This window comes from Mesorhizobium sp. AR07 (assembly GCF_024746815.1).
GTDB lineage: Bacteria > Pseudomonadota > Alphaproteobacteria > Rhizobiales > Rhizobiaceae > Mesorhizobium.
Map to the genome: position 1 here is coordinate 1,869,130 of NZ_CP080525.1, position 19,245 is coordinate 1,888,374.

General features: G+C 63.3%; 29 protein-coding genes, 1 tRNA gene and 1 pseudogene. 14 read left to right on the forward strand and 17 right to left on the reverse strand.

The window, feature by feature from the left end:
• Positions 1-87 precede the first annotated feature (87 nt).
• Positions 88-795, forward strand: a complete 708-nt coding sequence (locus BPNPMPFG_RS09455; protein ID WP_258594948.1) for a hypothetical protein — start codon at positions 88-90, stop codon at positions 793-795.
• A gap of 118 nt (positions 796-913) precedes the next feature.
• On the opposite strand, the gene BPNPMPFG_RS09460 is transcribed toward BPNPMPFG_RS09455, so the two are convergent.
• The 8 genes and pseudogenes from BPNPMPFG_RS09460 to BPNPMPFG_RS09490 form a co-directional block, all read right to left on the reverse strand.
• Positions 914-1,237 (reverse strand): hypothetical protein, encoded by a 324-nt coding sequence (locus tag BPNPMPFG_RS09460; RefSeq protein WP_258594949.1) that lies wholly within the window; start codon positions 1,235-1,237, stop codon positions 914-916.
• Positions 1,237-1,428: a hypothetical protein gene (locus BPNPMPFG_RS09465; protein WP_258594951.1), complete on the reverse strand. Its 192-nt coding sequence runs from the start codon at positions 1,426-1,428 to the stop codon at positions 1,237-1,239. The genes BPNPMPFG_RS09460 and BPNPMPFG_RS09465 overlap by 1 nt, the downstream gene beginning before the upstream one ends.
• Entirely contained in the window at positions 1,413-1,640 is a 228-nt protein-coding gene (locus tag BPNPMPFG_RS09470; protein WP_258594952.1) for a hypothetical protein, read from the reverse strand. Before BPNPMPFG_RS09470 ends, BPNPMPFG_RS09465 begins: the two co-directional genes overlap by 16 nt.
• A 1-nt stretch (position 1,641) precedes the next feature.
• Positions 1,642-1,854, reverse strand: a complete 213-nt coding sequence (locus BPNPMPFG_RS09475) for a hypothetical protein (protein ID WP_258594954.1) — start codon at positions 1,852-1,854, stop codon at positions 1,642-1,644.
• Positions 1,855-1,866: 12 nt separating this feature from the next.
• Positions 1,867-2,388, reverse strand: a complete 522-nt coding sequence (locus tag BPNPMPFG_RS43115; RefSeq protein WP_413776866.1) for a lysozyme family protein — start codon at positions 2,386-2,388, stop codon at positions 1,867-1,869.
• 15 nt (positions 2,389-2,403) lie between these two features.
• A pseudogene (locus BPNPMPFG_RS43120) lies at positions 2,404-2,994 on the reverse strand (phage terminase large subunit family protein); the annotation flags it as partial.
• 263 nt (positions 2,995-3,257) lie between these two features.
• Complete coding sequence (locus BPNPMPFG_RS09485; RefSeq protein ID WP_258596688.1) at positions 3,258-3,932, reverse strand: terminase large subunit domain-containing protein; 675 nt, start codon at positions 3,930-3,932, stop codon at positions 3,258-3,260.
• On the reverse strand, positions 3,892-4,746 hold the full coding sequence (locus BPNPMPFG_RS09490) for a hypothetical protein (RefSeq protein ID WP_258594955.1): 855 nt from the start codon (positions 4,744-4,746) through the stop codon (positions 3,892-3,894). The genes BPNPMPFG_RS09485 and BPNPMPFG_RS09490 overlap by 41 nt, the downstream gene beginning before the upstream one ends.
• Before the next feature lie 443 nt (positions 4,747-5,189).
• Here BPNPMPFG_RS09490 and BPNPMPFG_RS09495 point away from each other — a divergent pair, with 443 nt between their 5' ends.
• Both BPNPMPFG_RS09495 and BPNPMPFG_RS09500 read left to right on the forward strand, forming a co-directional pair.
• Positions 5,190-5,786: a TMEM175 family protein gene (locus BPNPMPFG_RS09495; RefSeq protein WP_258594957.1), complete on the forward strand. Its 597-nt coding sequence runs from the start codon at positions 5,190-5,192 to the stop codon at positions 5,784-5,786.
• 69 nt (positions 5,787-5,855) lie between these two features.
• Entirely contained in the window at positions 5,856-6,161 is a 306-nt protein-coding gene (locus BPNPMPFG_RS09500) for a hypothetical protein (RefSeq protein WP_258594958.1), read from the forward strand.
• A gap of 102 nt (positions 6,162-6,263) precedes the next feature.
• Here BPNPMPFG_RS09500 and BPNPMPFG_RS09505 read toward each other — a convergent pair whose 3' ends face one another.
• The gene (locus tag BPNPMPFG_RS09505) at positions 6,264-6,707 is read right to left on the reverse strand and encodes a DoxX family protein (RefSeq protein WP_258594959.1); all 444 of its coding nucleotides are present in this window, start codon (positions 6,705-6,707) and stop codon (positions 6,264-6,266) included.
• Positions 6,708-6,950: 243 nt separating this feature from the next.
• Here BPNPMPFG_RS09505 and BPNPMPFG_RS09510 point away from each other — a divergent pair, with 243 nt between their 5' ends.
• The 4 genes from BPNPMPFG_RS09510 (at position 6,951) to BPNPMPFG_RS09525 (ending at position 8,391) form a co-directional block, all read left to right on the forward strand.
• A complete protein-coding gene (locus tag BPNPMPFG_RS09510) occupies positions 6,951-7,130 on the forward strand; it encodes a DUF3606 domain-containing protein (RefSeq protein WP_024501602.1) in 180 nt (59 codons plus the stop codon).
• A gap of 162 nt (positions 7,131-7,292) precedes the next feature.
• On the forward strand, positions 7,293-7,736 hold the full coding sequence (locus BPNPMPFG_RS09515) for a GFA family protein (protein WP_258594961.1): 444 nt from the start codon (positions 7,293-7,295) through the stop codon (positions 7,734-7,736).
• Positions 7,737-7,896: 160 nt separating this feature from the next.
• Positions 7,897-8,133 (forward strand): DUF982 domain-containing protein, encoded by a 237-nt coding sequence (locus BPNPMPFG_RS09520; protein ID WP_258594963.1) that lies wholly within the window; start codon positions 7,897-7,899, stop codon positions 8,131-8,133.
• A 12-nt stretch (positions 8,134-8,145) separates the two neighbouring features.
• The gene (locus BPNPMPFG_RS09525) at positions 8,146-8,391 is read left to right on the forward strand and encodes a DUF982 domain-containing protein (protein WP_258594964.1); all 246 of its coding nucleotides are present in this window, start codon (positions 8,146-8,148) and stop codon (positions 8,389-8,391) included.
• Positions 8,392-8,438: 47 nt separating this feature from the next.
• Here BPNPMPFG_RS09525 and BPNPMPFG_RS09530 read toward each other — a convergent pair whose 3' ends face one another.
• The 4 genes from BPNPMPFG_RS09530 to BPNPMPFG_RS09545 all read right to left on the reverse strand — a co-directional run bounded on the left by BPNPMPFG_RS09530 (position 8,439) and on the right by BPNPMPFG_RS09545 (position 11,099).
• Positions 8,439-8,738, reverse strand: coding sequence for a hypothetical protein (locus BPNPMPFG_RS09530; RefSeq protein ID WP_258596689.1), 300 nt, complete (start codon positions 8,736-8,738; stop codon positions 8,439-8,441).
• 165 nt (positions 8,739-8,903) lie between these two features.
• Positions 8,904-9,971, reverse strand: a complete 1,068-nt coding sequence (locus BPNPMPFG_RS09535) for a PAS domain S-box protein (protein ID WP_258594965.1) — start codon at positions 9,969-9,971, stop codon at positions 8,904-8,906.
• A 236-nt stretch (positions 9,972-10,207) separates the two neighbouring features.
• Entirely contained in the window at positions 10,208-10,747 is a 540-nt protein-coding gene (locus BPNPMPFG_RS09540; protein WP_258594967.1) for a hypothetical protein, read from the reverse strand.
• 172 nt (positions 10,748-10,919) lie between these two features.
• The gene (locus tag BPNPMPFG_RS09545; RefSeq protein WP_258594968.1) at positions 10,920-11,099 is read right to left on the reverse strand and encodes a hypothetical protein; all 180 of its coding nucleotides are present in this window, start codon (positions 11,097-11,099) and stop codon (positions 10,920-10,922) included.
• A gap of 155 nt (positions 11,100-11,254) precedes the next feature.
• Here BPNPMPFG_RS09545 and BPNPMPFG_RS09550 point away from each other — a divergent pair, with 155 nt between their 5' ends.
• Positions 11,255-11,548 carry a hypothetical protein gene (locus BPNPMPFG_RS09550; RefSeq protein WP_258594969.1) on the forward strand — a complete coding sequence of 98 codons (294 nt, stop codon included), beginning with the start codon at positions 11,255-11,257 and terminating at the stop codon, positions 11,546-11,548.
• 87 nt (positions 11,549-11,635) lie between these two features.
• Positions 11,636-11,709 (forward strand) — tRNA-Gln (locus BPNPMPFG_RS09555).
• Between the two features lie 17 nt (positions 11,710-11,726).
• Here the strand turns inward: BPNPMPFG_RS09555 and BPNPMPFG_RS09560 are convergent.
• Positions 11,727-12,044, reverse strand: coding sequence for a helix-turn-helix domain-containing protein (locus tag BPNPMPFG_RS09560; protein WP_258594970.1), 318 nt, complete (start codon positions 12,042-12,044; stop codon positions 11,727-11,729).
• Positions 12,041-12,334: a type II toxin-antitoxin system RelE/ParE family toxin gene (locus tag BPNPMPFG_RS09565; protein WP_258594971.1), complete on the reverse strand. Its 294-nt coding sequence runs from the start codon at positions 12,332-12,334 to the stop codon at positions 12,041-12,043. The genes BPNPMPFG_RS09560 and BPNPMPFG_RS09565 overlap by 4 nt, the downstream gene beginning before the upstream one ends.
• A 194-nt stretch (positions 12,335-12,528) precedes the next feature.
• Between BPNPMPFG_RS09565 and BPNPMPFG_RS09570 the strand changes: the two genes are divergently transcribed.
• Positions 12,529-12,735, forward strand: a complete 207-nt coding sequence (locus tag BPNPMPFG_RS09570; protein WP_258594972.1) for a hypothetical protein — start codon at positions 12,529-12,531, stop codon at positions 12,733-12,735.
• 64 nt (positions 12,736-12,799) lie between these two features.
• On the opposite strand, the gene BPNPMPFG_RS09575 is transcribed toward BPNPMPFG_RS09570, so the two are convergent.
• Complete coding sequence (locus BPNPMPFG_RS09575) at positions 12,800-13,039, reverse strand: hypothetical protein (protein WP_258594973.1); 240 nt, start codon at positions 13,037-13,039, stop codon at positions 12,800-12,802.
• A 270-nt stretch (positions 13,040-13,309) separates the two neighbouring features.
• Here BPNPMPFG_RS09575 and BPNPMPFG_RS09580 point away from each other — a divergent pair, with 270 nt between their 5' ends.
• The 4 genes from BPNPMPFG_RS09580 (at position 13,310) to BPNPMPFG_RS09595 (ending at position 16,945) form a co-directional block, all read left to right on the forward strand.
• Positions 13,310-13,618 carry a hypothetical protein gene (locus BPNPMPFG_RS09580; protein WP_258594974.1) on the forward strand — a complete coding sequence of 103 codons (309 nt, stop codon included), beginning with the start codon at positions 13,310-13,312 and terminating at the stop codon, positions 13,616-13,618.
• Between the two features lie 184 nt (positions 13,619-13,802).
• Positions 13,803-14,807, forward strand: a complete 1,005-nt coding sequence (locus BPNPMPFG_RS09585; RefSeq protein WP_258594975.1) for an aldo/keto reductase — start codon at positions 13,803-13,805, stop codon at positions 14,805-14,807.
• 543 nt (positions 14,808-15,350) lie between these two features.
• The gene (locus BPNPMPFG_RS09590; RefSeq protein ID WP_258594976.1) at positions 15,351-16,145 is read left to right on the forward strand and encodes a class I SAM-dependent methyltransferase; all 795 of its coding nucleotides are present in this window, start codon (positions 15,351-15,353) and stop codon (positions 16,143-16,145) included.
• Positions 16,146-16,390: 245 nt separating this feature from the next.
• On the forward strand, positions 16,391-16,945 hold the full coding sequence (locus tag BPNPMPFG_RS09595; protein WP_258594977.1) for a histidine phosphatase family protein: 555 nt from the start codon (positions 16,391-16,393) through the stop codon (positions 16,943-16,945).
• Positions 16,946-17,038: 93 nt separating this feature from the next.
• Here BPNPMPFG_RS09595 and BPNPMPFG_RS09600 read toward each other — a convergent pair whose 3' ends face one another.
• Positions 17,039-18,997: an AI-2E family transporter gene (locus tag BPNPMPFG_RS09600; RefSeq protein WP_258596690.1), complete on the reverse strand. Its 1,959-nt coding sequence runs from the start codon at positions 18,995-18,997 to the stop codon at positions 17,039-17,041.
• Positions 18,998-19,245: the final 248 nt, after the last annotated feature.

Genomic DNA, 19,245 nt, shown 5'->3' on the forward strand with positions numbered 1-19,245 from the left:
CAGGCATGGTGCATTGCGCGTGATCGCGGCAAGCGTCGTTCGCGCGTGACCGGGTCCCCGGCCCCCAACAAGCAGCCAGGATTTGAAATGCGCCATCAGCATGCCGTCATTCACTACCGTGCGCTCGACTTCTGGATGGCGCGTGCGGCCGTCCTCGTCATCATCTGCCTGCAGCTTCTCGTCATCAACAATCTCTCATTCGGACCGCGCTGGCTGGCGCCGGCGCTGGAAGCGGCCCTGCTGCTGCCGTTGTCGGTGGCCACGGCCTGGACACAGGCCGCCACCAGAAAGGCGGTCGAGGATCACGAGTGGCATTCGATTGGCCAGTTTCGGGTCATGATCCGCAGAACGGCCCTGACCATGACCGCCATCATCAGCATCATGAATTGCGGCTCCCTGGTCTTGCTGGTGCGAGCCTTGGTGGAGGGTCATGCCGGCAACAGCGGCACGACACTGTTGGTCGACGCGCTCAACATCTGGGTGACCAACGTCATCGTCTTCGCCCTGTGGTTCTGGAGCACCGACCGCGGAGGCCCGCCAACCTGCGGCCTCGTCAAGCTCGCGCAGGCCGATTTCCTGTTTGCGCAGATGACGCTGAAAGACCGTGACCTTCGCAATTGGCTGCCGGGCTTCGTCGACTATTTCTTCCTCGCCTTCACCAATGCGACGGCCTTTTCGCCCACCGATACCTTGCCGCTTTCCCAACGGGCCAAGCTGCTGATGATGGCCGAGGCAATGATCTCGCTGCTGACCATCGCGCTGGTCGCGGCGCGCGCCGTCAACATCCTGGCGTGATCGGGCTGGAAACGCAAAATAGCCCGCCCCGGCGAACCGGAGCGGGCAGAGCTTGGAGTGGCCAGGGATCAACCCAGCAGGGTCAACGAGCGGCGGAGGTTGATTGCCGCTGGCGGGTTCACTCTTCCGGGGCCGACTTGAACCTGCGCACGACAAACTCGAACAGGACGTCCGAGATCCACATCGCGCAGACGCCGATCAGGAACGCCGCCGCCAGCGTGGTGGTGTCGTCGGCGGGGTCTGGCATCGGCAGGCCAGTCGCCTTGAAATAGGACACGACCGGCGGCGTCAGATAAGCCGCCGCAAGCGCGCCACAGATCGGTGAGGCCACCATTTCGCGCAGCTTGTAGCGGTGCCGTGACAGCGCCCGCAGGACACCGCCGGCAAGGCCAGCGGCGACGACCGGTCCCTTGATGCCGAGCAGGTCGAACAGATCATGCATCACGGCCTCCATCCACAAAGCGTCTGGCCCTTTTCGTTGTGAGCCAGGATCGACGCGACAGACGCGTCGGAAAGCATGGTGACTTCCGCCTCTGTCGGCCTGATCGGATGTTCGATTGCGCAGAAGGAACCACCGGCCGCGGTGCAGCCGGTGACAGCGACGATTGTCAAAAGCGTTAGGACCTTGACCATGTGCCCAGCCTCCCCCGGTTGTCATCCGGCGCCCGGCCGGCGACGGCATCATCGATCTTCCGACCTTCGGTGCGCGCCGCGGCGTCGGCCGCGTCATGCTTCGCCTGATTTGTGGCCTTGCCCATGGCATAGGCTTTCCAGAGCGCGGTGAGCGCGGCGCCGGCCGCGAAAAGATACGGCCAAAACTGCACAAGAAGCGACGCGGCGCTCATCTCACATGTCCTTTGCGCGAATGCGGCGGGCGATTTCCGTGATGACGCCGGCGCCAAGGACATAGAACGGCAACCACCGCTCGGGGATGTGTTGATTGAACAGGCTAGGGTCCGTGGCGGCGATCACTGCCAGCACCGCGCCGCCAAGCATCTGAAGCCGAGCCCATGCGATGGTCTCGGAATCCTTGAACCAAGTGCGTATCTTGTTCCACATGTGCGTTCCCTTTCAGAAGAAGCTGTGAACCCAGGCCGACAGCTCGTGCCACCAGTTGGCGACAGCAGCAGCAGCGAGGACGAAGAGGCCGGCAGCAGCGGCCGACTTGCCAACGCCTGCCGGCTTTGGCTCGTCGGTCCGCAACTGAGGCTGCGGCGCCGGCGATACGGGAGCCGGTGCCGACGACTGCGGGGCCGGGATAGGCTGAACGGGTGCTGGCGGGGCTGCTTGGGGCTGCGCCGTCATCATAAGTGCTGCCGAGCGGACAGATGCCACGCGACTCTGCCAGCCCTTGCCGAACGTCGCCCAGGTCGGAAGGCGCTTCAGGAAAGCCAGACGGTTGTCGCAGAGCACGTCGACCACGACGCCGGCCGGCTTGGCTTTCGTCGCCGCGATGGTGGCTGGGCCTACGCGCCCGTCCTGAGAAACGCCGACAACCGCCTGCAGGTACTTCGCAGCTCGGCCAGGTCCGCTGTTCACCGCGAAATCGAACATCGCATGGTCGACACCATCCGGCAATTCGGCGCCAAGCACTGCGTCCCAGTAGAAGCGGCGGAAAAGCCTGAATTCCTCGAACCACGGCGACAGCGTCGAAAACACCTTGAAGCGACCGGATTGCATGCGGTCGAGCATCTCCATCAGCCCGGCCTCGACCGAGACGGAACCGTCCGGGAATTGCGCGTGGCGCGGCAGCATGTTCAGCCCGTGTGCCGCATATTGCCGGGCAAGCGCGACGCCCGCCCCTTCCAGCGTTTCGCGGCGGCCGTCGCGCGGCCACGCCCAGGGCAGCCATTCGCCCCACGGTTTCAAGGTCAGCGTCTGCATCGCCGGCGTCTGCTGCGAGGCGCGGGCCGCCTTGGTGACATAGACGACATCGGCCTCCGTATCCCACGCAAGCTCGACCGCGGCCGAGGGATGGTCCCAGCCGAAATCGAGCGCGCCGATGCGCGGCCAGTAGCGCGGCAGCCGGAACGGCTCGCAGGCAATCAGCGCCTCGGCCACCGGAAAAATGCGGCCGGACCCCAGCACCGGAATGCCCCGCGCCCGGGCCTCGCGCTCATGCCCCGGATAGGCGGCGACGATCGCCGCGCGTTCCCCGGGCGAATAGTGCTCAGCATCGTCGATGGTCATGAACGTGACATGACGCGCCATGGCGAATTCCTGAATCACTGTGCGAGGCGAAGGGTGTATGATATTGTTAAGGCGTTTCTTTTCGCGCCAGGCGCCGCGCGGTTTTACCTTCTCCCCCTGTGGGAGAAGGTGGATCGGCGCGCAGCGCCGAGACGGTTGAGGGGTGTTGGCCGGAGCGCAGTCGCCGCCAAGCTGGACCACCCCTCATCCGACCGAGCTTCGCTCGGCCACCTTCTCCCACAAGGGGAGAAGGGCAGTCCTGCGCGAGCTTCTCACCCCTTCGCCAGTCCCTCCACCTCTCCCGCTGACAGAAACAACAGCACCACATCCGACATGCCGAGCAGCGGCGTGAAGGTGACGATGGTGATGCCGCCGGTGGCGTTGGTGCGGGTCAGGCCTTCGGAATAGATGTCGAGCGGCGGTTCCTCGTCGAACCAGACGCCATGCAGTGTCTCGCCCTGCCATTTCTCGCGGCCCTTCTCGAAACTCTTGAACGACAGCACCGATTCATCGGTCTGCAGATCGCCACCGCCACCCCAGCGCACCACGACACTGTCGAGCGCGCCGGGCGCGCCGCGGCCCATGGTGGTCTGCAAAAGTGCGTCGGCCGGGATCATGCCGGTGCCCCAGGCCGCCGGCTGTTGCGGCGGGCCGACCAGCACGCGCTGCGGATTGTCGCGCGTGCCCTCGCCGGTGACACCGGCGGCCCACAGCCGCACCGCTGAGTCAAAAACCTTGCCTTGCCACCACGGCGGGTAGCGCCCGGTCAGGTGCATCGCCCATTCCGCCCCGCCGGCCCTTGTCTTGCCGAGCTGGTTGCCGGCCATGAACAGCCGCTCGCGGTTTTGCGCGCCCGCGGCATGGAATTCCGCTTGCCTGGCGTAGGGCCGGTAGGCGGCGAGCTGGTTAGTACGGCGCCTGCGGTCCAGTTCCGCCAGCAGCGCCAGATACTCCGTCTTCGCCGCCGAGGTCTTCGAGGAACGGCTTGAGGACGGCTTCGAGGCTGCGGATGCGGCTGCGGATCTCGTCATCGCTCAGCCCGTCCAGATGGTTGATGGCAACATGCAAATCCCTGGGCAGCACCGAAAGCACGATCTTCAGATACTGGTCCGGCTTGTCGGCACGCACCTCGGCGATGACCCCGGCGCCATGGGCGCGGAAATCGGCGCGCACGGCAGCCAGGAAATCATCGCCCAGCGTCTTCTTCGTGCGCTTCGGCTGGCGCTTGGCGGCGGCGGGTGTCGTGGTCCGGCTCTTTGGCGCCCGGCGCGCGGGCCTGGCCGGCGGCTTGTCAGCCATGCCCGGCCTCCGTTGTCTTTGCCGCGGATTTCGCCGCCCTGGCTTTCGCCGTCCTGGATTTCGAACGGGCGGATTTTCCTGTCCTCGATTTCGATCGCGCGGCGCGCTTGCCCGGCTTCCTGGCCGCCCGCGCCGGCTTTGCCGGGCCGGCCTCTGCGTCTGTTGCGCCGGCAGTTTTGCCGCTTCGCAGCTCGCCGCGCCGGACCGGCCGGCAAGGCGCAGCCGGCTCATCAGCCGTGCCTCGTCGACGGCTCCGTCGCCAGCGCCCTGGGAGCCCGGGGCAAAACCGAAACCGCCGACCGCATCGACCGGACCGCCCCGCACCATGCCGATAGTCACGCCGGGCGGGACCTGCTCGACACGGCCGAGACGCACGTGCGGCGCGGAACCCTCGAATTCGCCAATGGCACTGACGACCTCGCGGCCGTCATCGTCGGTGATGATGGTGGCGTAGCGAACCATGGGGATTCTCGCGGATGGTTAGTCGGGAAGCCGAAGGATGGCGTTCCGTCGCGCCCCCCTCTGTCCTGCCGGACATCTCCCCCACTTGTGGGGAGATTGGCAGCTTCGACGCTTCGCTATTTCTTGCAGCGTAAGCGATTGGCGAAAGCCGAGGTGACATCTGATCTCCCCCCTGGAGGGGGAGATGCCCGGCAGGACAGAGGGGGGCGCTGTCCCGCCAGCATGTCTAATCGTACGCCACAAACACAAAACCCGCCTCGGCGGCGGGTCATTGGCGCAAATCAGCACCATGGGCAAATATGTAGCATGGCTGCCCTCACCCGGTCAACGATTTTCTGAGAAAAAATTCCTAGTCCGCCCTTCTTCGGCACCGAGCAGAACAAGTGACCGGCATCGCTGAATGGGCTAGTTTTGGAAACCATGCATCGCGAGGGGATCAAAAAATGCCAAAACCATCCTACCTCCCCCGCAATCGCCTGGATGCGCTGGTCGACGGCATTCTTGCCATCACCATGACGCTGCTCGTGTTCGGGCTCAGGCTGCCGGACGACATCCATGGCAACCTGTTCGGCGCGCTCGGCGAGCTGCGCCCGAAGATCGTCTCCTGGGTGGTCAGCTTCCTGATCCTGGCGCTGTGCTGGCAGCGCCATGTCAGCGACTTCCGCAATGTCGGGCATATCGACGGGCGGCTGTTCCGGCTGGTCGTGTTGTGGCTGCTGGTGACCAGCGTCGTGCCGTTCACCACGACGCTGATCGGCGAGCATGACGAACTCCTGCAGTCGCACATCGTCTATGCCGTCAACATCGTCGCCATCCAGCTGGTGGCCGTGCTGCGCGACCTGCACCTGAAGGCCCTTCCGGCGCTGTTTCTCGACGGCAAGGCCGAAGGCCACGAGGTCGGCTGGCGGCCGGCCCTGATCATCGGCCTCAGCGCCCTGGCCAGCATAGCCCTCGCCTTCGTGCGGCCGACCTACGCGTCGCTCGCCTATCTCTTGATCTGGCCGCTGACGCTGCTCGCCAACCGGCTGCGGCCGCGATAGTCAAGGACGAGCGGTCGGAGCGGAAACGCCGCTCGCGCGTTTTCGACCATAGCCAAGGGAGCAATCGCCATGAATGTCGCCAATCTGCAACTCGAAGGCCTGCTGATGGCCGTCGCATCGATCAACCACCTCTTGGTTCAAAAGGGGCTGCTGACATCAGAGGAAATAGACCTGGCCTTGCGCAAGGCCGAGGCCGGCGAAACCAGCCAGGAGCGATCCGAAGGCATGTCCGCGTCAAGCCGTGACGCCGTCAGCTTTCCAATACGGCTGCTGGAACTCGCCAATCAGTGCCAGCCGGAGGCGGACATGCCCTCCTTTTCAAAGCTGGCCCGCATGGTCGGCCAGATAAAGGAGCCCTACAACGACCAGATGTGAGGAGGCCAACGCGGACCTGCCTTGGCTCTCCGCCCTGTCCGGCGATACCACCGCCCTGCGCTGGGATGCTTGGCACGCGTCCATCGAAGGCTTGTCAGCCTCCTACGCCCGGCCCGGCCATCCCAAATTCAGCGAAAGCACCCTGCCCGGCCCGTGCACCGCCGCGAACAGCAGTCCGGCCAGGAACGAAAAATGGTCGACGAAGAAGCCGAACTCGGCCTGGTTGGCGACCCAATGGCTGGGTCCGTGGAAAGAAAAACCGAGGAACAGCACGTAGGCGGCAGCGACCAGGGCTGCCGGCGTGAAGAAGGCGCCGGTCAGGAAGCACAGCACCAGGGCGACCTCCAGCAGCGCCGCGCACCAGGCCAGGAACAGCGGAAACGGAAAGCCGGCGGCGGCGATGTAGCCGGCGGTGTCGCCCATGCCCATGAACTTGAAGGTCACGGCCATCAGGAAGACGGCGGCGAAGATCAGGCGGGCGACGAGAAGTGCCGCGGTCTGCCATGGCGATTGGGCGGTTTGCGACTGAGTGGTCTGCGACGACATGCTTGTTCTCCAGCTTTGCAAAATGGTCGCTCCTAGGACGCGCGACCGGCGCCAGGTCCGACACCCCGGCAGATTTTTTTCTCGAGAAACCGCGATGACGATGCCTGCCGCAGCGACGGGGAGCATGGCGTTATTGTCGTACCGGTGGAACCCCGCGACGCCGATCTGTGTTATGTCCTGTTGATCGGGGGTTCGGGGGCCGACGGCTGCGCGTTTCCCCGGCAACAGAAAGCGAGGCCTGAGATGGCTGACGACAAGTCGAAGACAAAGCAGGACCGCAAGCTGGTTTCGAGCGAGGAGCCTTACGAGGTCGCTGCCTTTGCCCGGAAATACGGCATTCCGCCGAGCGAGGCGCAGACGATCATCAAGCGCTATGGGCCATCGCGCAAGAAGCTCGATGCCCATATGGCGGCCCGCGGCTAGGGCTGTTCTATCCCGACGGGATCGGGATGGGGCTCTGTCCCGGACGAGCGTGTCTCGGACGAGCATCCGCCCGGCCCGCACCGCCACGACTGATGCCCCGGGCTCAGCCGCAGGCTGATGCCATAGGCTCATGCCACAGGTTGATAGACGGAGGGTCGCATCATGTCCGACACCACACGCAGGACCGGCAGTTGCCTGTGCGGCGGCGTGCAGTTCTCGGTGAGCGGCGCGCCGCTCAGAATCGGTCTCTGCCATTGCAAGGACTGCCGCAAGGCCGGCGGCTCGGTCTATTCGGCCTATGCCATCTGGCCGCGCGAGGCCTTCGAGACGACAGGCATCGTCAGCACCTATGGGACGCGCAGCTTTTGCCCGACCTGCGGCGGCCGTGTCGCCTGGGTCGGCGACGACGAGGCCGAGGTGATGATCGGCAGCCTCGACGTCGCGCCGACCGATCTCACACCCGACTATGAATTGTGGACCAGCCGGCGCGAGACCTGGCTGCAGGCCTTGCCCGGCACCGAACAGTTCGAGCATGACCGTCCAACGGCGCACAACGCCGAATTGGCAGAACGCAGGCCGTTGTCGGACGCCGCCGCACGCGACTGAAAATTTGATCTCAAGGGCAGGGAACCCTGCCCTGTTGCCGACGTTGTTCGGCGCCGTGTTTTTGTGCATGTCCCCGTTTTTGTGCATGTCAACCAAGACCGCTACGCACTTTTTGGGCGACATGCACCAGTCATACATGCACCAGTCATGGAGACGACCGTTGATCGACAAGATGTTTCCCCAACCGGTCCGGCTGAAATTTGCTCCCGAGCGCGAACGCGTGGTGCGCAGTACCTGGGAGGGCCTGGAATGTCTCGGCGACTGGCCGGCGAGCCAGGGCCGGCGCTACCGGGCGGCATTGCGCAGTTGTCGCGATGCGCTGGATGGCTGGACGCCGCCGGAAAAAGCGATGCGGGCAATGATCGACGCCGCACGCGAAGCGAAATTCCTCCAGTAGCGGAACCAAGAGATGACCGAGTTGATGCTGTCGACGCCGATGCGGATCAGGCCGCATGGCTCGGACACGATCCGCGACATCACCACGCTGAGGGACGCCAGCGAAATCCTGATCGACTGGCCCCAGGCCAAGCGCGGCCCGTTCTACCAGGCCGCGCGCGAACAGGTGGAAGCGGCGCTGGAAAACAAGGCCGGAGCGGCACAGGCCCAGAAAGCGTTCGCTGCCCTGTGCAACCATGCCGATGTACTGGTTAGATAGGTTTCCTCTGGTTTATCGGCGGGCCATCGGCGCGGCTGCCGCGCCTTCTACTGTGCCGGCGGCTGGGCCGGCACTTCACCCGGTTTGATTACCGGCGTCCTGCCTTCATCCGGGGCCGGCGCGGCCATCCCTTGGTCACCGATGGCGGGCGGTGTCAGCACGCCACCGCAGTCATTGAGCTTGTCCGTCGGATTGTCGCCGCCAGGCTGCTGTTTGGCACCTTGCTCTGTCTGGACCCGGCATTTGTCGGCCCGCGGCGCCTGGTTGTCCTGAGGCTGATCCGTCTGGGCCGCAGCCGGCGCGAGCGCCAGCATCAGGCTGAATGGCACGATGGCGAGAGTTCGCATCTCGGCCTCCTTCTTGCTTTCACGACCGCCCGCGGCGGCCTTTCCCTTCACAGGGACAACGCCTGTCGACGGAAAAGGTTGGCCACTTCAGGCAGCAAAAGGGGGCGAGTTCAAGCGGTGCGCCCGAAGGTTCCTGCCCGTCGGTGAAATGACCGAGCCGACCCCTCAAGGGCCGAAGGACGGCTCGCTGTCGGCGGCCGGCAGTTCGCCGCCGAGCTGCGGAACGATGATCGATTCGAGCGGCGCCGTCAGCGACCAGCTGACATGGCCCGGGCTGCGCTCGAGCACCGCCGAGCCGTTCAGCGATTGTGGCGCGACCCGTTGCAAGACGACGGTGCCGAACCCCTTGCGCATGCTTTCCTCTCGCCGGTCCCCGGCATGGACCGGCATCGTCTCGTCCCAGACGAGATGGATTTCCCGCTTGCCCGAAACACCGGCGGCGATCTGCCAGGTGATCTCGAGCCGCCCGACATCACTCGCCAGGGCGCCGTATTTGGAGGAGTTGGTGCCGAGTTCATGAAACGCCATGCCGAGATTTTGCACGGCGTTCGGCTGCAGGGTCAGCAGTGGTCCCGACAGCGACACCTGCTCCTCGTGGCCGAACGGCTTGAGTTGTTCCTGGATGAGGTCGAAGAGGCTGGCGCCCGCCCATTCCGAGTTCACCAGCAGGTCGTGCGACCGCGACAGCGCCATGATGCGGGAGCGGATGCGGTCTTCGAATTCGCGCGGATCGGTCGAGCGCTTGGTCGTCTCCCTGACCATCGAGAGGATCACCGCGAACTGGTTCTTGACGCGATGGTTCACCTCGCGCAGCAAAAGCCGGATCCTGCGTTCGCTCTCCTTGGTCGCGGTGATGTCGCGGGCGATCTTCGAAGCGCCGATGATCTCGCCCTCTGTATTTCTGATCGGCGAGACGGTCAGCGACACCGCAATGATCCCGCCATCCTTGCGTCGCCGGATCGTCTCATAGCTGGCCACGAGTTCGCCATTGCGAACCCGGCCGATAATGTCGGCCTCCTCATCCCTGAGATGATCGGGAATGAGCATCAGCACGGATCGGCCGACAGCCTCCTCGGCGGTGTAGCCGAACATGCGCTGCGCCGCCCCGTTCCAGCTGGTGATGACGCTGTTCAGGTCCTTGCTGATGATGGCATCGAAGGACGAATCGACAATCGCCGCCAGCCGTGCGTCGGCGGTTCCGATCAGACCATCGATGCTTGCCAATTCCGTCATTGCCCACCTTCTCCCGCCACGCCGCCTTCAGAACTCACGTGACGGATTGCGCCCATGCCCAGCAATGCGTGGTGGGGTGTTTGGTTGCAATCGGCGCGAAGCATTCCGCATCTGCGGTCGAGAGCAGCGCTATTCAGGAGTGTGCTCGGGCATCCGCGGCCACGGGCACCCTGGTACGGGGGTACAAAACCAGCACCCCAGACCGGCTCGACAGGCGACGGGCCGGGCAACCTGCCTCAACGGCCATAAAGTCCGATCTCGTCGAACTGGAGCGGGCCTGAAAATCCCTCGCTCTTGCCGCCGTCGCCGACCTGTTTCTTCAGCGCCGCGTCAAGCTTTTTGCCGTCGTGCCCGTTCGGGTCGATGGTCGCATTGACTAGTTCGTCGAGCGAGATGCCGAGCTTGTCCAACCCCAGTCTCTTTTCGATCTGGAGGATGACTAGCGAGGAGCCGGGTTTCGCTATCAGCGCCTCGACAGCTCTCCGGATGTCCGCGCCGTAGGCAACCATAGACGTGTAATCGCTTTGCCTGATGCCGAATTCCTCGCCCAGGCGTTCGATCAGCCTGACCTTCTCCGCCGTCGGATCGACCCTATTCACACTGAACATATCGGAAATTTTTACCTGCGCCAGTGTAAGAGGCGAACCGGCACCAGTTCCGGCGAGGCCGGAAACGCCGCCGGTATCGGCGAGGCTGTCGCCGACGGACCTTGCCAAGGGGCTGGGCTGCTGCAGGATCAGCAAGGCCGTGGTGTTGACCGGAAATACCGAAGACATCGCCCTGCCCACTGACCGGCCGCGTTCCACATCGAACGGCGCGCCGGGAATCCAAGCCAAGGCATCATGCCCATGCCACCATGTTTTGACGGAACATGGTGGAGACTTTCTTAACGAGATGAGAGTGCTAACCCGTTCGAACGCCGCGTGACGATGGCTCAGCCAGGCCGGGTCAGCCAGCCTCGATCCCGTCCTCGTCAGGCGGGGCAAGGGGCGGATCGGCCGAAGCGTCCCTTTGCGGACAATCCTCGTAGCGGTGATTGCGACCGCCGCAGAAGGAGCAGCACATCGCCTCGCGATCCTCGTTTCCGGGCCGCCATTGCGGCATTTCGTAGGGCTTCCTGCTGTCCATCCCCAGCAATGCGCGACGCCGCATTTGGTTGCGCTGCAAAAAGCCGGTCAGACGGCTGTTGCGGAACCACCGGCCGAGATGCGAGTTTCGCCTGACACGCTCGCCCGAGCTACGTAAAACGCCCGAGGTACGTGAAGCGCCCTAGGTAACCGCCAATGCCCATCCGCCGACTTGTTTTGATGACAGCAGCGATCCTGCTTGCCGTGACCAGCCTCGCCGAGGCCCGTCCCGACACCCGAACTATGGGTTGCGGGCAACTGCAGCAGTTGATCCAGAGCGACCACGCGGTGGTATTGACCACCGGCCCCAACACCTATGACCGCTATGTCAGGCAGTTCGGCAACGAATGCGACTGGCCGGAGGTGCCGATGTCGGCCTATGTCCCGACCCGTGACGGCCACTGCCCGGTCTACCGCTGCGAGGAGCCGGTCAACAACTTCCCGAACTGATGCCGTTGCCGGCCACGCATCTTTGCCGCCGCAATGCGTTGATCCCGGCGCACGAACCGGCTACGGGTGTGGGCGCAAGTTGCATTTTCCCGCTTCGTCTAATGGTAGGACAGCGCCCTTTGAAGGCGTGAATCGTGGTTCGAGCCCATGAGCGGGAACCAGCAATTTCAAGAGATGGCTAGCCGGCGAGCCGCGTCTCGTTCTCCTCGACGCCAAGTGCCTCCTCTACGGCCTTGGGGTTTTTCTCGATGACGGTGAGATAGGCACGCACCGCGCTGTCGGGCGCGGACCGGCCCTGCTCCCAATCGCGCAGGCGAGCAAGACCGAAGCCGAACCGGGCGGCGAACGCCTCCTGGTTGAGGTGGAGGACCTTGCGGATCGCGCGGACGTCCACCCGCTCTGGCACATGGATCACGGCCCCGTCAGTATCCCCCCCGGCGAACGCGATGGCGTCGTCGAGGCCGGCCTTGATCTTGTTGAACGCGCTCTTGCTCATTTCGCTTTTTCCTTTCCGTAGGTGTCGACGAGGATCTTCGTCAGCTTTGCGAGGTCGTTGCACTCGGCCTTCGATAGATTGTCCTTCTCGCCCTTGCCGAACACGGTCAGCAGGAACACCGGAATGTCCTCGCCGCCGAATACGGTCACGATCCGATAGCCGCCGCTTTTGCCATGCCCGCGACCGGCAACACGGAACTTCCGGCAGCCGCCGGTGCCCTTCATCACTTTGCCGAACTGAGGGTCGCCTCCGAGGAGTTCGACAATCTCTGCCCGCTCTTCTTCGGACATGCCGGCAGCATGGGCGGCGGAAAGATATGCGGGCGTTTCGACGACAGTGTGCATGGCCAATACTACGGAATTTCCGTAATAAATCAACCAAAACTACGGATACCCCGTAGTTCGCTTACGCAGCTGTTCCCCTGAAACCATTTCGCGGACCCTGCGTTGATGCCTGGGGCACCGTCAGACACAGGAGACATTCCATGACCGTCAACTGCCGCATATCGATCGACAACCGGCCGGAAGCCACCGATGCCGTCTTCCAGGCGGTTCCCCGGATCGGCGAAAGCGTTTCCCCGTCGATCAACGGAAATGCGCAGGATTTGCGGGTATCGCGTGTCGTGCATGTCACGAATGGCAGCCTGGAGGGTGCCGCTATCGTCGTCGAAGTGACGACCAACATCCTGTAGAATCGAGAGCGGGCCCCGGCCTGTCGGCCGGCGGCCTGCTACTGGCTGACCAGCGCGGTTGCAACTAATCCTTGCCGCCCTCGGCAATCCCATTACCGTCGGTGGGCAAGATTCCGTAGTCTTGCGACTTCACCCCTTGCTCCGCCGTCAGGAACCCATCCGAGGCAAGGCCCCGCCGCAGCAGCTCTCTGACCGCGGCCGAGCGGCTCGGCATGCGCTTATCGTATCGCCAGTTTTCCAGCGCGGCCAGTTCGTCTGCCGTCTGCATGATCTGCAGTCGTTCCGGGCGTTCCAGTTCAGCCATGGCGCTTCCTCGCTCAGGACCAAGAATACGTTGAGTTAGTATCTACCTCACTCGGCTTATAATTAGGATACACCTCATAACGCGTCAAGACCCTGCGATGGGTGAACAGCGCATCACACACATGATGAGCATCAAACGCCGGCTGCGCATTTGTGTAACTATGCTAACCAACTGATTTATATCGATAATTTATAGATTTCACTTGCCATTGCGTAGCGCCTGACGCATGGTGGAATCTGAACAGAAAACCGTTCCCTTTGGGAGGTTTCGATGCGGTATGATTATTCGGCACGCCTGCGCGATGACGTCAGTTCAGCCGTACAGACGGCATTCAAGACGGCGGGCATTGTCAACATCACGGTGGTGGCTGAACAGGTCAGGGTCAGGAATCTTGCCGAAAACGTCGCCCTCGAGGACATTGAACATCTGGTCCTGCAGGCTGCGCAACTCATTGGCGCGGCAATCGAATTCGACGGATTGAGCAACGGGTTGGCCCTGCTCGAAGATGGCCGCGCTGACGATCACGGCGAGCGCTCGAGCACGCCGCTCGATCTGGCTTATCCAATTTCGATCCAGTAGAGCAATTCCGGGAAAAAGAGCAATTTTGGGAAAAGTGTGAGGCCCTGCCGATGCGGAGCGGCGCGCGGCTGGCCGGCGCGCTCGGTGTCACGCCCTATGCCGTCAATCGCGACGCGGCGGAACGGCTGTGGGAATTGAGCGAGCGGCTGCTATAGTCTGGTGACCCCACTGGAGAACGCCAGCCATGACCCTGAAAATCCGCAAGCTCGGCAGCCAGGGGCTGCAAGTCTCGGCCATCGGCCTCGGCTGCATGGGCATGAGCCAGTCCTACGGTCCAGCCGATGAGGCCGAATCCATCGCCACGCTGCACCGCGCCATCGAACTTGGCTGCACCTTCGTCGACACTGCCGAGGTCTATGGCCCTCATACCAACGAGGAACTGCTCGGCCGGGCTCTGAAGGGCAAGCGCGACCAGGTGACCATCGCCACCAAATTCGGCTTTCGCATCGAAAACGGCAAGCAGCTCGACGGAACCGATAGCCGGCCCGAGCATATACGCGGGATCGTGGAAGCCTCGCTTAGCCGGCTCGCCACCGACCATATCGACCTGCTCTACCAGCACCGCGTCGACCCGGCGGTGCCGATCGAGGATGTCGCAGGCGCGGTCGGCGAACTGGTCGCGCAAGGCAAGGTGCGGTTCTTCGGCCTGTCCGAGGCGGGGGCGGCCAACATCCGCCGGGCGCATACCGTGTATCCGGTGTCGGCTGTGCAAAGCGAGTATTCGCTCTGGGAGCGCAATCTGGAGCCGGAGATCATCCCGCTGCTCAGCGAACTCGGCATTGGCCTGGTGCCGTTTTCGCCGCTCGGCCGCGGTTTTCTCACCGGCGAGGTCAAACGCGCGGAGGACTATCCCGAGGGCGACTACCGCCGCAGCGACCCGCGCTACCAGGGCGAAAACTACGACGCCAATGTCGAGGCGGCGGCCAAGGTGCGTGACATCGCGGCAAGCAAGGGCGCCAAGCCCGGCCAGGTCGCGCTGGCCTGGCTGCTGGAAAAGGGCAACGGCTTTGGCGTCGACATTGTGCCGATCCCCGGCACCAAGCGGATCAAATATCTCGAGGAGAACATCGCCGCCGCCGCGATCAAGCTAGACGCCGCCGAGATGGCCGCGCTTGACGAAGCCCTGGCGCCGGGAAAAATCGCCGGCCCGCGCTATGGCGAGCGCGGCATGGCGATGGTCGATCGGTAGGCGCCCTCCAAGCATGATCCCGGAAAGTGGAATCCGGTTTTCGCTGGAGATCATGCTCAAACAAGAGATATCCAGTGCGCCCGCCACTGAATCTTACGAATTTGTATTCCAGCGGAAATGCGCGGGAAACATAAATGGGTCATTGCTTCGGGGGAGAACGGAGTTATCTCGATGAACAGGATCGCTGAAATCTTCTGGATTGCGTTCGCGCTGGTTCTAGGCGTGGCACTTGCAGTCGTCGCGGTACCGATCGTTGCCGTCGTTTGCTTTTTGGCGCTCGCGCTTCCCGTGGCAATGCGGAGGGTTCGTCGGCACCGCGATTGCGGCGATGTCGTTTCTCCCTCCACTCGAAAAGGCCCGGCTGATCGGTCCCGTGTTCCTCCGACCATAGAGACGACCTACACCGTCGTTGGGCAATCGTAGCCTGTGAGTGTCTCTGCGCTTGCGACAACGGTCGCTGCCGCCATTGCGCCGGATACGTTTCGGACGTTGCCGCATCGAACTGGTATCCTGGGTATCGTCCGCAACAAAAAGCATCAATGAATGTTGGATGAAAAAGCCCAAGAACCACCCGCAATACCATTGGTTCCACAGATCGACGGATGCAGCGGAAACGATGGCCTCGCCTTTCAAGGCGCGCCTGGCTGGCATCTGACACCACCCCGTGCATCGGTCGTCGAGACACTCGATGGCACAGGCGCCACTGGCCTGCACAATTTTATCGCGCAACAGTTTTCCATGCCGGAGGGGATAAGCGGGCGTGCGGCCGGGGCAGTTATGGGTCTGATAAACCACCTGCCCAACAGGCGAGCCATCGAATTGTTGGACATCGGCGAGCAGGATGACGTCCTCGAAATGGGATTTGGGCCAGGTTGGGCGCTCAAGAAAATGGTCAGACTTGCGCGCGGCGGTACGATTACCGGGGTGGATCGGTCGCCGACGATGTTTCGTCTGGCCCAGGCTCGAAATCGAGCCGCAATTCAAGATGGAAGGCTGAAACTGATCCAGGGAAGCTTCGAGACGTTGCCGCTGGAAAGCGCCTCGGTGGACAAGGTTCTGGCCGTTAACGTGCTCTATTTCTGTTCGCCGACCGGAGCCGCCCTCGCGGAAGCCCGCAGGGTTCTGCGTCCAGGCGGAACAATGTCGATCTACGCGACGGATTGCTCTTCCATGAGGAGATTGCAATTCATTGGTCCTGAAACCCGGCAAACATTCGATCTGAAAGGACTTGAGGATTTCCTCCGCAAGACCGCATTTGGGTCGGATCAGATCGACATTCAGATGATTTGGTTGCCATTCGGCTTTCGCGGCCTGGTGGCTCGATTGTGCAAGCGGTGACGTGGGGTGCTGACGGCCTAGCGCGCGGCCAGCTGACCATCTTCGAAGCACCTGTGGAGCCGGTGCCAACCACTGCGCTAGACGCAGGCGATTTGGTCTGGCAGTCCGATGATGAATGCCGCCATGCCGGGTCTACAACAGGTGGAAACGAGCTTGCATCGAGATGCGATCCCTGGTGACACCAGGAAAGCAGCCAATAGAGAATGGTCGACTTGGTCCAATGCCAACCTAAGGCAGGCGAAACGATGCCAAACAAACTTGTGATGATCATTCGTCATGCCGAAAAGCCGATTCAAGGGGGTCCGGACCTCGGGGTTACCGAACAGGGCGAAAGTGATCCCGCGTCACTGACGGTGCGCGGCTGGCAACGCGCGGGAGGCCTTTGCCGATTTTTTTACGAGCCGCCTCTACCTCTAGGCAGGCCAGCATCAATTGTTGCGTCGGGCACGATCAAAAGAGATGATTCCGGCACTCGGAGCAAGCGGCCTAGCCAGACAATCACTCCACTGGCAAGGCGCCTTGGTCTTGAACCGGATGTCACCCATTCAAAGGGGCAAGAGCAGTTAGCGGCGGATGCCATCCGCACAGCCCAATCACCGGTGTTGGTCAGCTGGCAACACGAGTCCATTCCTGCTCTGGCAGCCGCGCTTGTCGGCGGCACAGGGATCGCTCCACAATCATGGCCCGATGATGATTTCGACAGCATCTGGGTGCTGGAGGCTGATCAGGCAAATGTCTGGTCTTTCTCGCGGGAACGCCAGGCACTCCTGGATGGTGATGACACCGGTCAAATGAGTTGAGTGTCTGCCTTGGGTCACATCGCGTCATGCGAGGCTCGCAACTGAACGGCCGCAGTGTCGAATCCGGCCGTTCGGAGTGATCGGGTTTTGACCCTAACTCGCAGACGCTGCCTGAACTTTCCCGGGCGCGGCCCGCTGCCGGCGCTGGCGGCGTTTGGCGACGAGCTTGAGGGCAACCGGCGGCTCTTTTGACAGCGCCCCCACCACGGCGTCCACCATGCCATGCGCGACGAAATCCGCGCTCATGTCATGGGCCAGTCTGTCGGTCGTCTCCTTGTCGTCATTGCCGGTCTCCGACCAGAACACGATGCCCACCCGCAGTCCCGCCTTCGCACGCTTCAGCCGGCGAACCAGAAAGCGGGCATGCTTGACGGAATCCCGATTCAGGAAGCCGACCACGACGGTGTCGATGGTTTCGAGCTCAAGGCGGCGAATGCTCGCCGGTTCCATGTCGGCGAAGCCTGCTTTTGACGCTGTCGCACCCTGCACTTCCAGCACCTGCGCCAGCATCGCGGCGGCGGCATCGTCAAGTTCGCCACGCCCGCCGGCGCAAAGCACCGACATGCCGGTGCCATCGGGCAGGTCGATCTCGTCCTCGCCGGCGGCATCGCCATGGTCGCCCGGCTCCGCGGCCTCGGGCGGGACATCCTCCTCGGCCGCTTCCTCTTGCGCGCTGTCGTCGAGGTTGGCCACCAGCATCAGGGCACTGGCCGCCACCTGACGTCGCTGCAGATCGCCCATGACGCCGCGCACACGGTCCCGCTCGCCCAGCAGAAGTGCCGGAATGGCAACCTTGTCGTAGAATTCGAACAGATATTTCTCCTCCAGCATCTCCTCGGCGTGGTCGGTGGCTTCCTCCGGATCACCGGCCAGCAGCCGCTGGTAGAGGCGTGCATGGGGTTCGAGCACGGGCTCGTTGCCGAACAGCACGTCGAGGAATTCGAACTGCGGCACGTGCCTGCCCAGCACCACCAGACAGACGGTGAGCGGCGTCGACAGGACCAGTCCGAGCGGCCCCCATAGCCATGTCCAGAAGATGGCCGCAACGATGATCGCCAGCGGCGACAGCCCCGTTCGCGAACCGTAGAGCCAGGGTTCGACGACGTTGCCGGTGACCAGCTCCATCACCACGAACAGGGCGGCCGTCCACAGCACGAGCGACCAGCCGGGAGCCACGGCCAGCGCCAGGAACAGCGGCAGCAGCATGCCGATGGCCGGGCCGATATAGGGAACGAAACGCAGCGCCAGCGCAAGCAGCCCCCACAGCAGTGCATTCGGAATGCCGAGGATCCACAGCCCGGCCGCAATCGGTATGGCGTAGACGATGTTGACGACCAACTGCATCAGCAGATAGCGACCCACCCGCTTGCCGGCATCCCGAAGCGCCTCGGTGGTGCGGTGAAGGTCGCCGTAACCGACAAGCCGGATGAAGCGGTCGCGCAGATCCTCCCGCTCGAGCAGCATGAATATGACGACGACGATGATCAGTCCGGCCGACCCGAGCGGGCTGATCAGCGGGCCGACTATGTTCTGCAGGACTTCGAGCGGCCTTTCGCGCGAGACGATCTCGACGGGCACCGGCTCGCGCGGCGGCTTGTCGGGAGTAGCGGCCGGCAGCGAGGCGTCCTGCCTGTCGATCTCCTGGCCGACACGCTCGACCACGCTGCTCAATCTGGCAATGATGCCTCCTCCGACGCCGGTTTCCTTGAGTGAACGGATCTTGGCCAGGATGTTCGTCTGGTAGGCCGGGATGTTCTGCGCCAGTTCACTGACCTGCGTGGCGACAATGAAGGAGAACAGGGCAAGTGCCGCGAAAGCGCTAAGAACGCTGACGATGACGGCGGCAATCCTGGGAATGCCGACCCGTTTGAGCGCCGAGACAAGCGGCGCGAGTGCGAAGGTCAGCAGCAGCGCGATGGCGATCGGCAGGAAAACCTCGCGCCCGAAATACAGCGCCGCCACAGTCGTGACAGTGGTTGCCACGTTGGGCAATGCGGTTCGCGGGTGGGGCGCGGCGGCCGCAAGAATGTCCTCCAGCCCCGGAGACGCCATGTCGTTTCGACGATTGGCCACCACTTGGTTTCTCCCCTGCCAACCGTCATGATCGGGCATATTGAGCCGGCGTGCAACTTTCGCCGGTGACGAACCGCTCCTCACATGTTGATGCGAAGCGTCGCGGCCCCCCAGGCCGCGACATCGCGCGCCATGGTGATGATGGCGCAGGGCTGGGTCCAAACCGATCCGGGCGGCGCGGACGCACGGCTCACTATCGAAGAGAGCGTTCCCAGCCCTAGCCGGGC

Excerpts from the sequence above, each read along its gene's own strand:
- BPNPMPFG_RS09455 (WP_258594948.1), top strand. The coding sequence starts at position 88 with ATGCGCCATCAGCATGCCGTCATTCACTACCGTGCGCTCGACTTCTGG.
- BPNPMPFG_RS09460 (WP_258594949.1), bottom strand. The coding sequence starts at position 1,237 with ATGCATGATCTGTTCGACCTGCTCGGCATCAAGGGACCGGTCGTCGCC.
- BPNPMPFG_RS09465 (WP_258594951.1), bottom strand. The coding sequence starts at position 1,428 with ATGGTCAAGGTCCTAACGCTTTTGACAATCGTCGCTGTCACCGGCTGC.
- BPNPMPFG_RS09470 (WP_258594952.1), bottom strand. The coding sequence starts at position 1,640 with ATGAGCGCCGCGTCGCTTCTTGTGCAGTTTTGGCCGTATCTTTTCGCG.
- BPNPMPFG_RS09475 (WP_258594954.1), bottom strand. The coding sequence starts at position 1,854 with ATGTGGAACAAGATACGCACTTGGTTCAAGGATTCCGAGACCATCGCA.
- BPNPMPFG_RS09490 (WP_258594955.1), bottom strand. The coding sequence starts at position 4,746 with ATGGTTCGCTACGCCACCATCATCACCGACGATGACGGCCGCGAGGTC.
- BPNPMPFG_RS09495 (WP_258594957.1), top strand. The coding sequence starts at position 5,190 with ATGCCAAAACCATCCTACCTCCCCCGCAATCGCCTGGATGCGCTGGTC.
- BPNPMPFG_RS09500 (WP_258594958.1), top strand. The coding sequence starts at position 5,856 with ATGAATGTCGCCAATCTGCAACTCGAAGGCCTGCTGATGGCCGTCGCA.
- BPNPMPFG_RS09505 (WP_258594959.1), bottom strand. The coding sequence starts at position 6,707 with ATGTCGTCGCAGACCACTCAGTCGCAAACCGCCCAATCGCCATGGCAG.
- BPNPMPFG_RS09510 (WP_024501602.1), top strand. The coding sequence starts at position 6,951 with ATGGCTGACGACAAGTCGAAGACAAAGCAGGACCGCAAGCTGGTTTCG.
- BPNPMPFG_RS09515 (WP_258594961.1), top strand. The coding sequence starts at position 7,293 with ATGTCCGACACCACACGCAGGACCGGCAGTTGCCTGTGCGGCGGCGTG.
- BPNPMPFG_RS09525 (WP_258594964.1), top strand. The coding sequence starts at position 8,146 with ATGACCGAGTTGATGCTGTCGACGCCGATGCGGATCAGGCCGCATGGC.
- BPNPMPFG_RS09530 (WP_258596689.1), bottom strand. The coding sequence starts at position 8,738 with ATGCGAACTCTCGCCATCGTGCCATTCAGCCTGATGCTGGCGCTCGCG.
- BPNPMPFG_RS09535 (WP_258594965.1), bottom strand. The coding sequence starts at position 9,971 with ATGACGGAATTGGCAAGCATCGATGGTCTGATCGGAACCGCCGACGCA.
- BPNPMPFG_RS09540 (WP_258594967.1), bottom strand. The coding sequence starts at position 10,747 with ATGTCTTCGGTATTTCCGGTCAACACCACGGCCTTGCTGATCCTGCAG.
- BPNPMPFG_RS09545 (WP_258594968.1), bottom strand. The coding sequence starts at position 11,099 with ATGGACAGCAGGAAGCCCTACGAAATGCCGCAATGGCGGCCCGGAAAC.
- BPNPMPFG_RS09550 (WP_258594969.1), top strand. The coding sequence starts at position 11,255 with ATGCCCATCCGCCGACTTGTTTTGATGACAGCAGCGATCCTGCTTGCC.
- BPNPMPFG_RS09560 (WP_258594970.1), bottom strand. The coding sequence starts at position 12,044 with ATGAGCAAGAGCGCGTTCAACAAGATCAAGGCCGGCCTCGACGACGCC.
- BPNPMPFG_RS09565 (WP_258594971.1), bottom strand. The coding sequence starts at position 12,334 with ATGTCCGAAGAAGAGCGGGCAGAGATTGTCGAACTCCTCGGAGGCGAC.
- BPNPMPFG_RS09570 (WP_258594972.1), top strand. The coding sequence starts at position 12,529 with ATGACCGTCAACTGCCGCATATCGATCGACAACCGGCCGGAAGCCACC.
- BPNPMPFG_RS09575 (WP_258594973.1), bottom strand. The coding sequence starts at position 13,039 with ATGGCTGAACTGGAACGCCCGGAACGACTGCAGATCATGCAGACGGCA.
- BPNPMPFG_RS09580 (WP_258594974.1), top strand. The coding sequence starts at position 13,310 with ATGCGGTATGATTATTCGGCACGCCTGCGCGATGACGTCAGTTCAGCC.
- BPNPMPFG_RS09585 (WP_258594975.1), top strand. The coding sequence starts at position 13,803 with ATGACCCTGAAAATCCGCAAGCTCGGCAGCCAGGGGCTGCAAGTCTCG.
- BPNPMPFG_RS09590 (WP_258594976.1), top strand. The coding sequence starts at position 15,351 with ATGTTGGATGAAAAAGCCCAAGAACCACCCGCAATACCATTGGTTCCA.
- BPNPMPFG_RS09595 (WP_258594977.1), top strand. The coding sequence starts at position 16,391 with ATGCCAAACAAACTTGTGATGATCATTCGTCATGCCGAAAAGCCGATT.
- BPNPMPFG_RS09600 (WP_258596690.1), bottom strand. The coding sequence starts at position 18,997 with ATGGCGTCTCCGGGGCTGGAGGACATTCTTGCGGCCGCCGCGCCCCAC.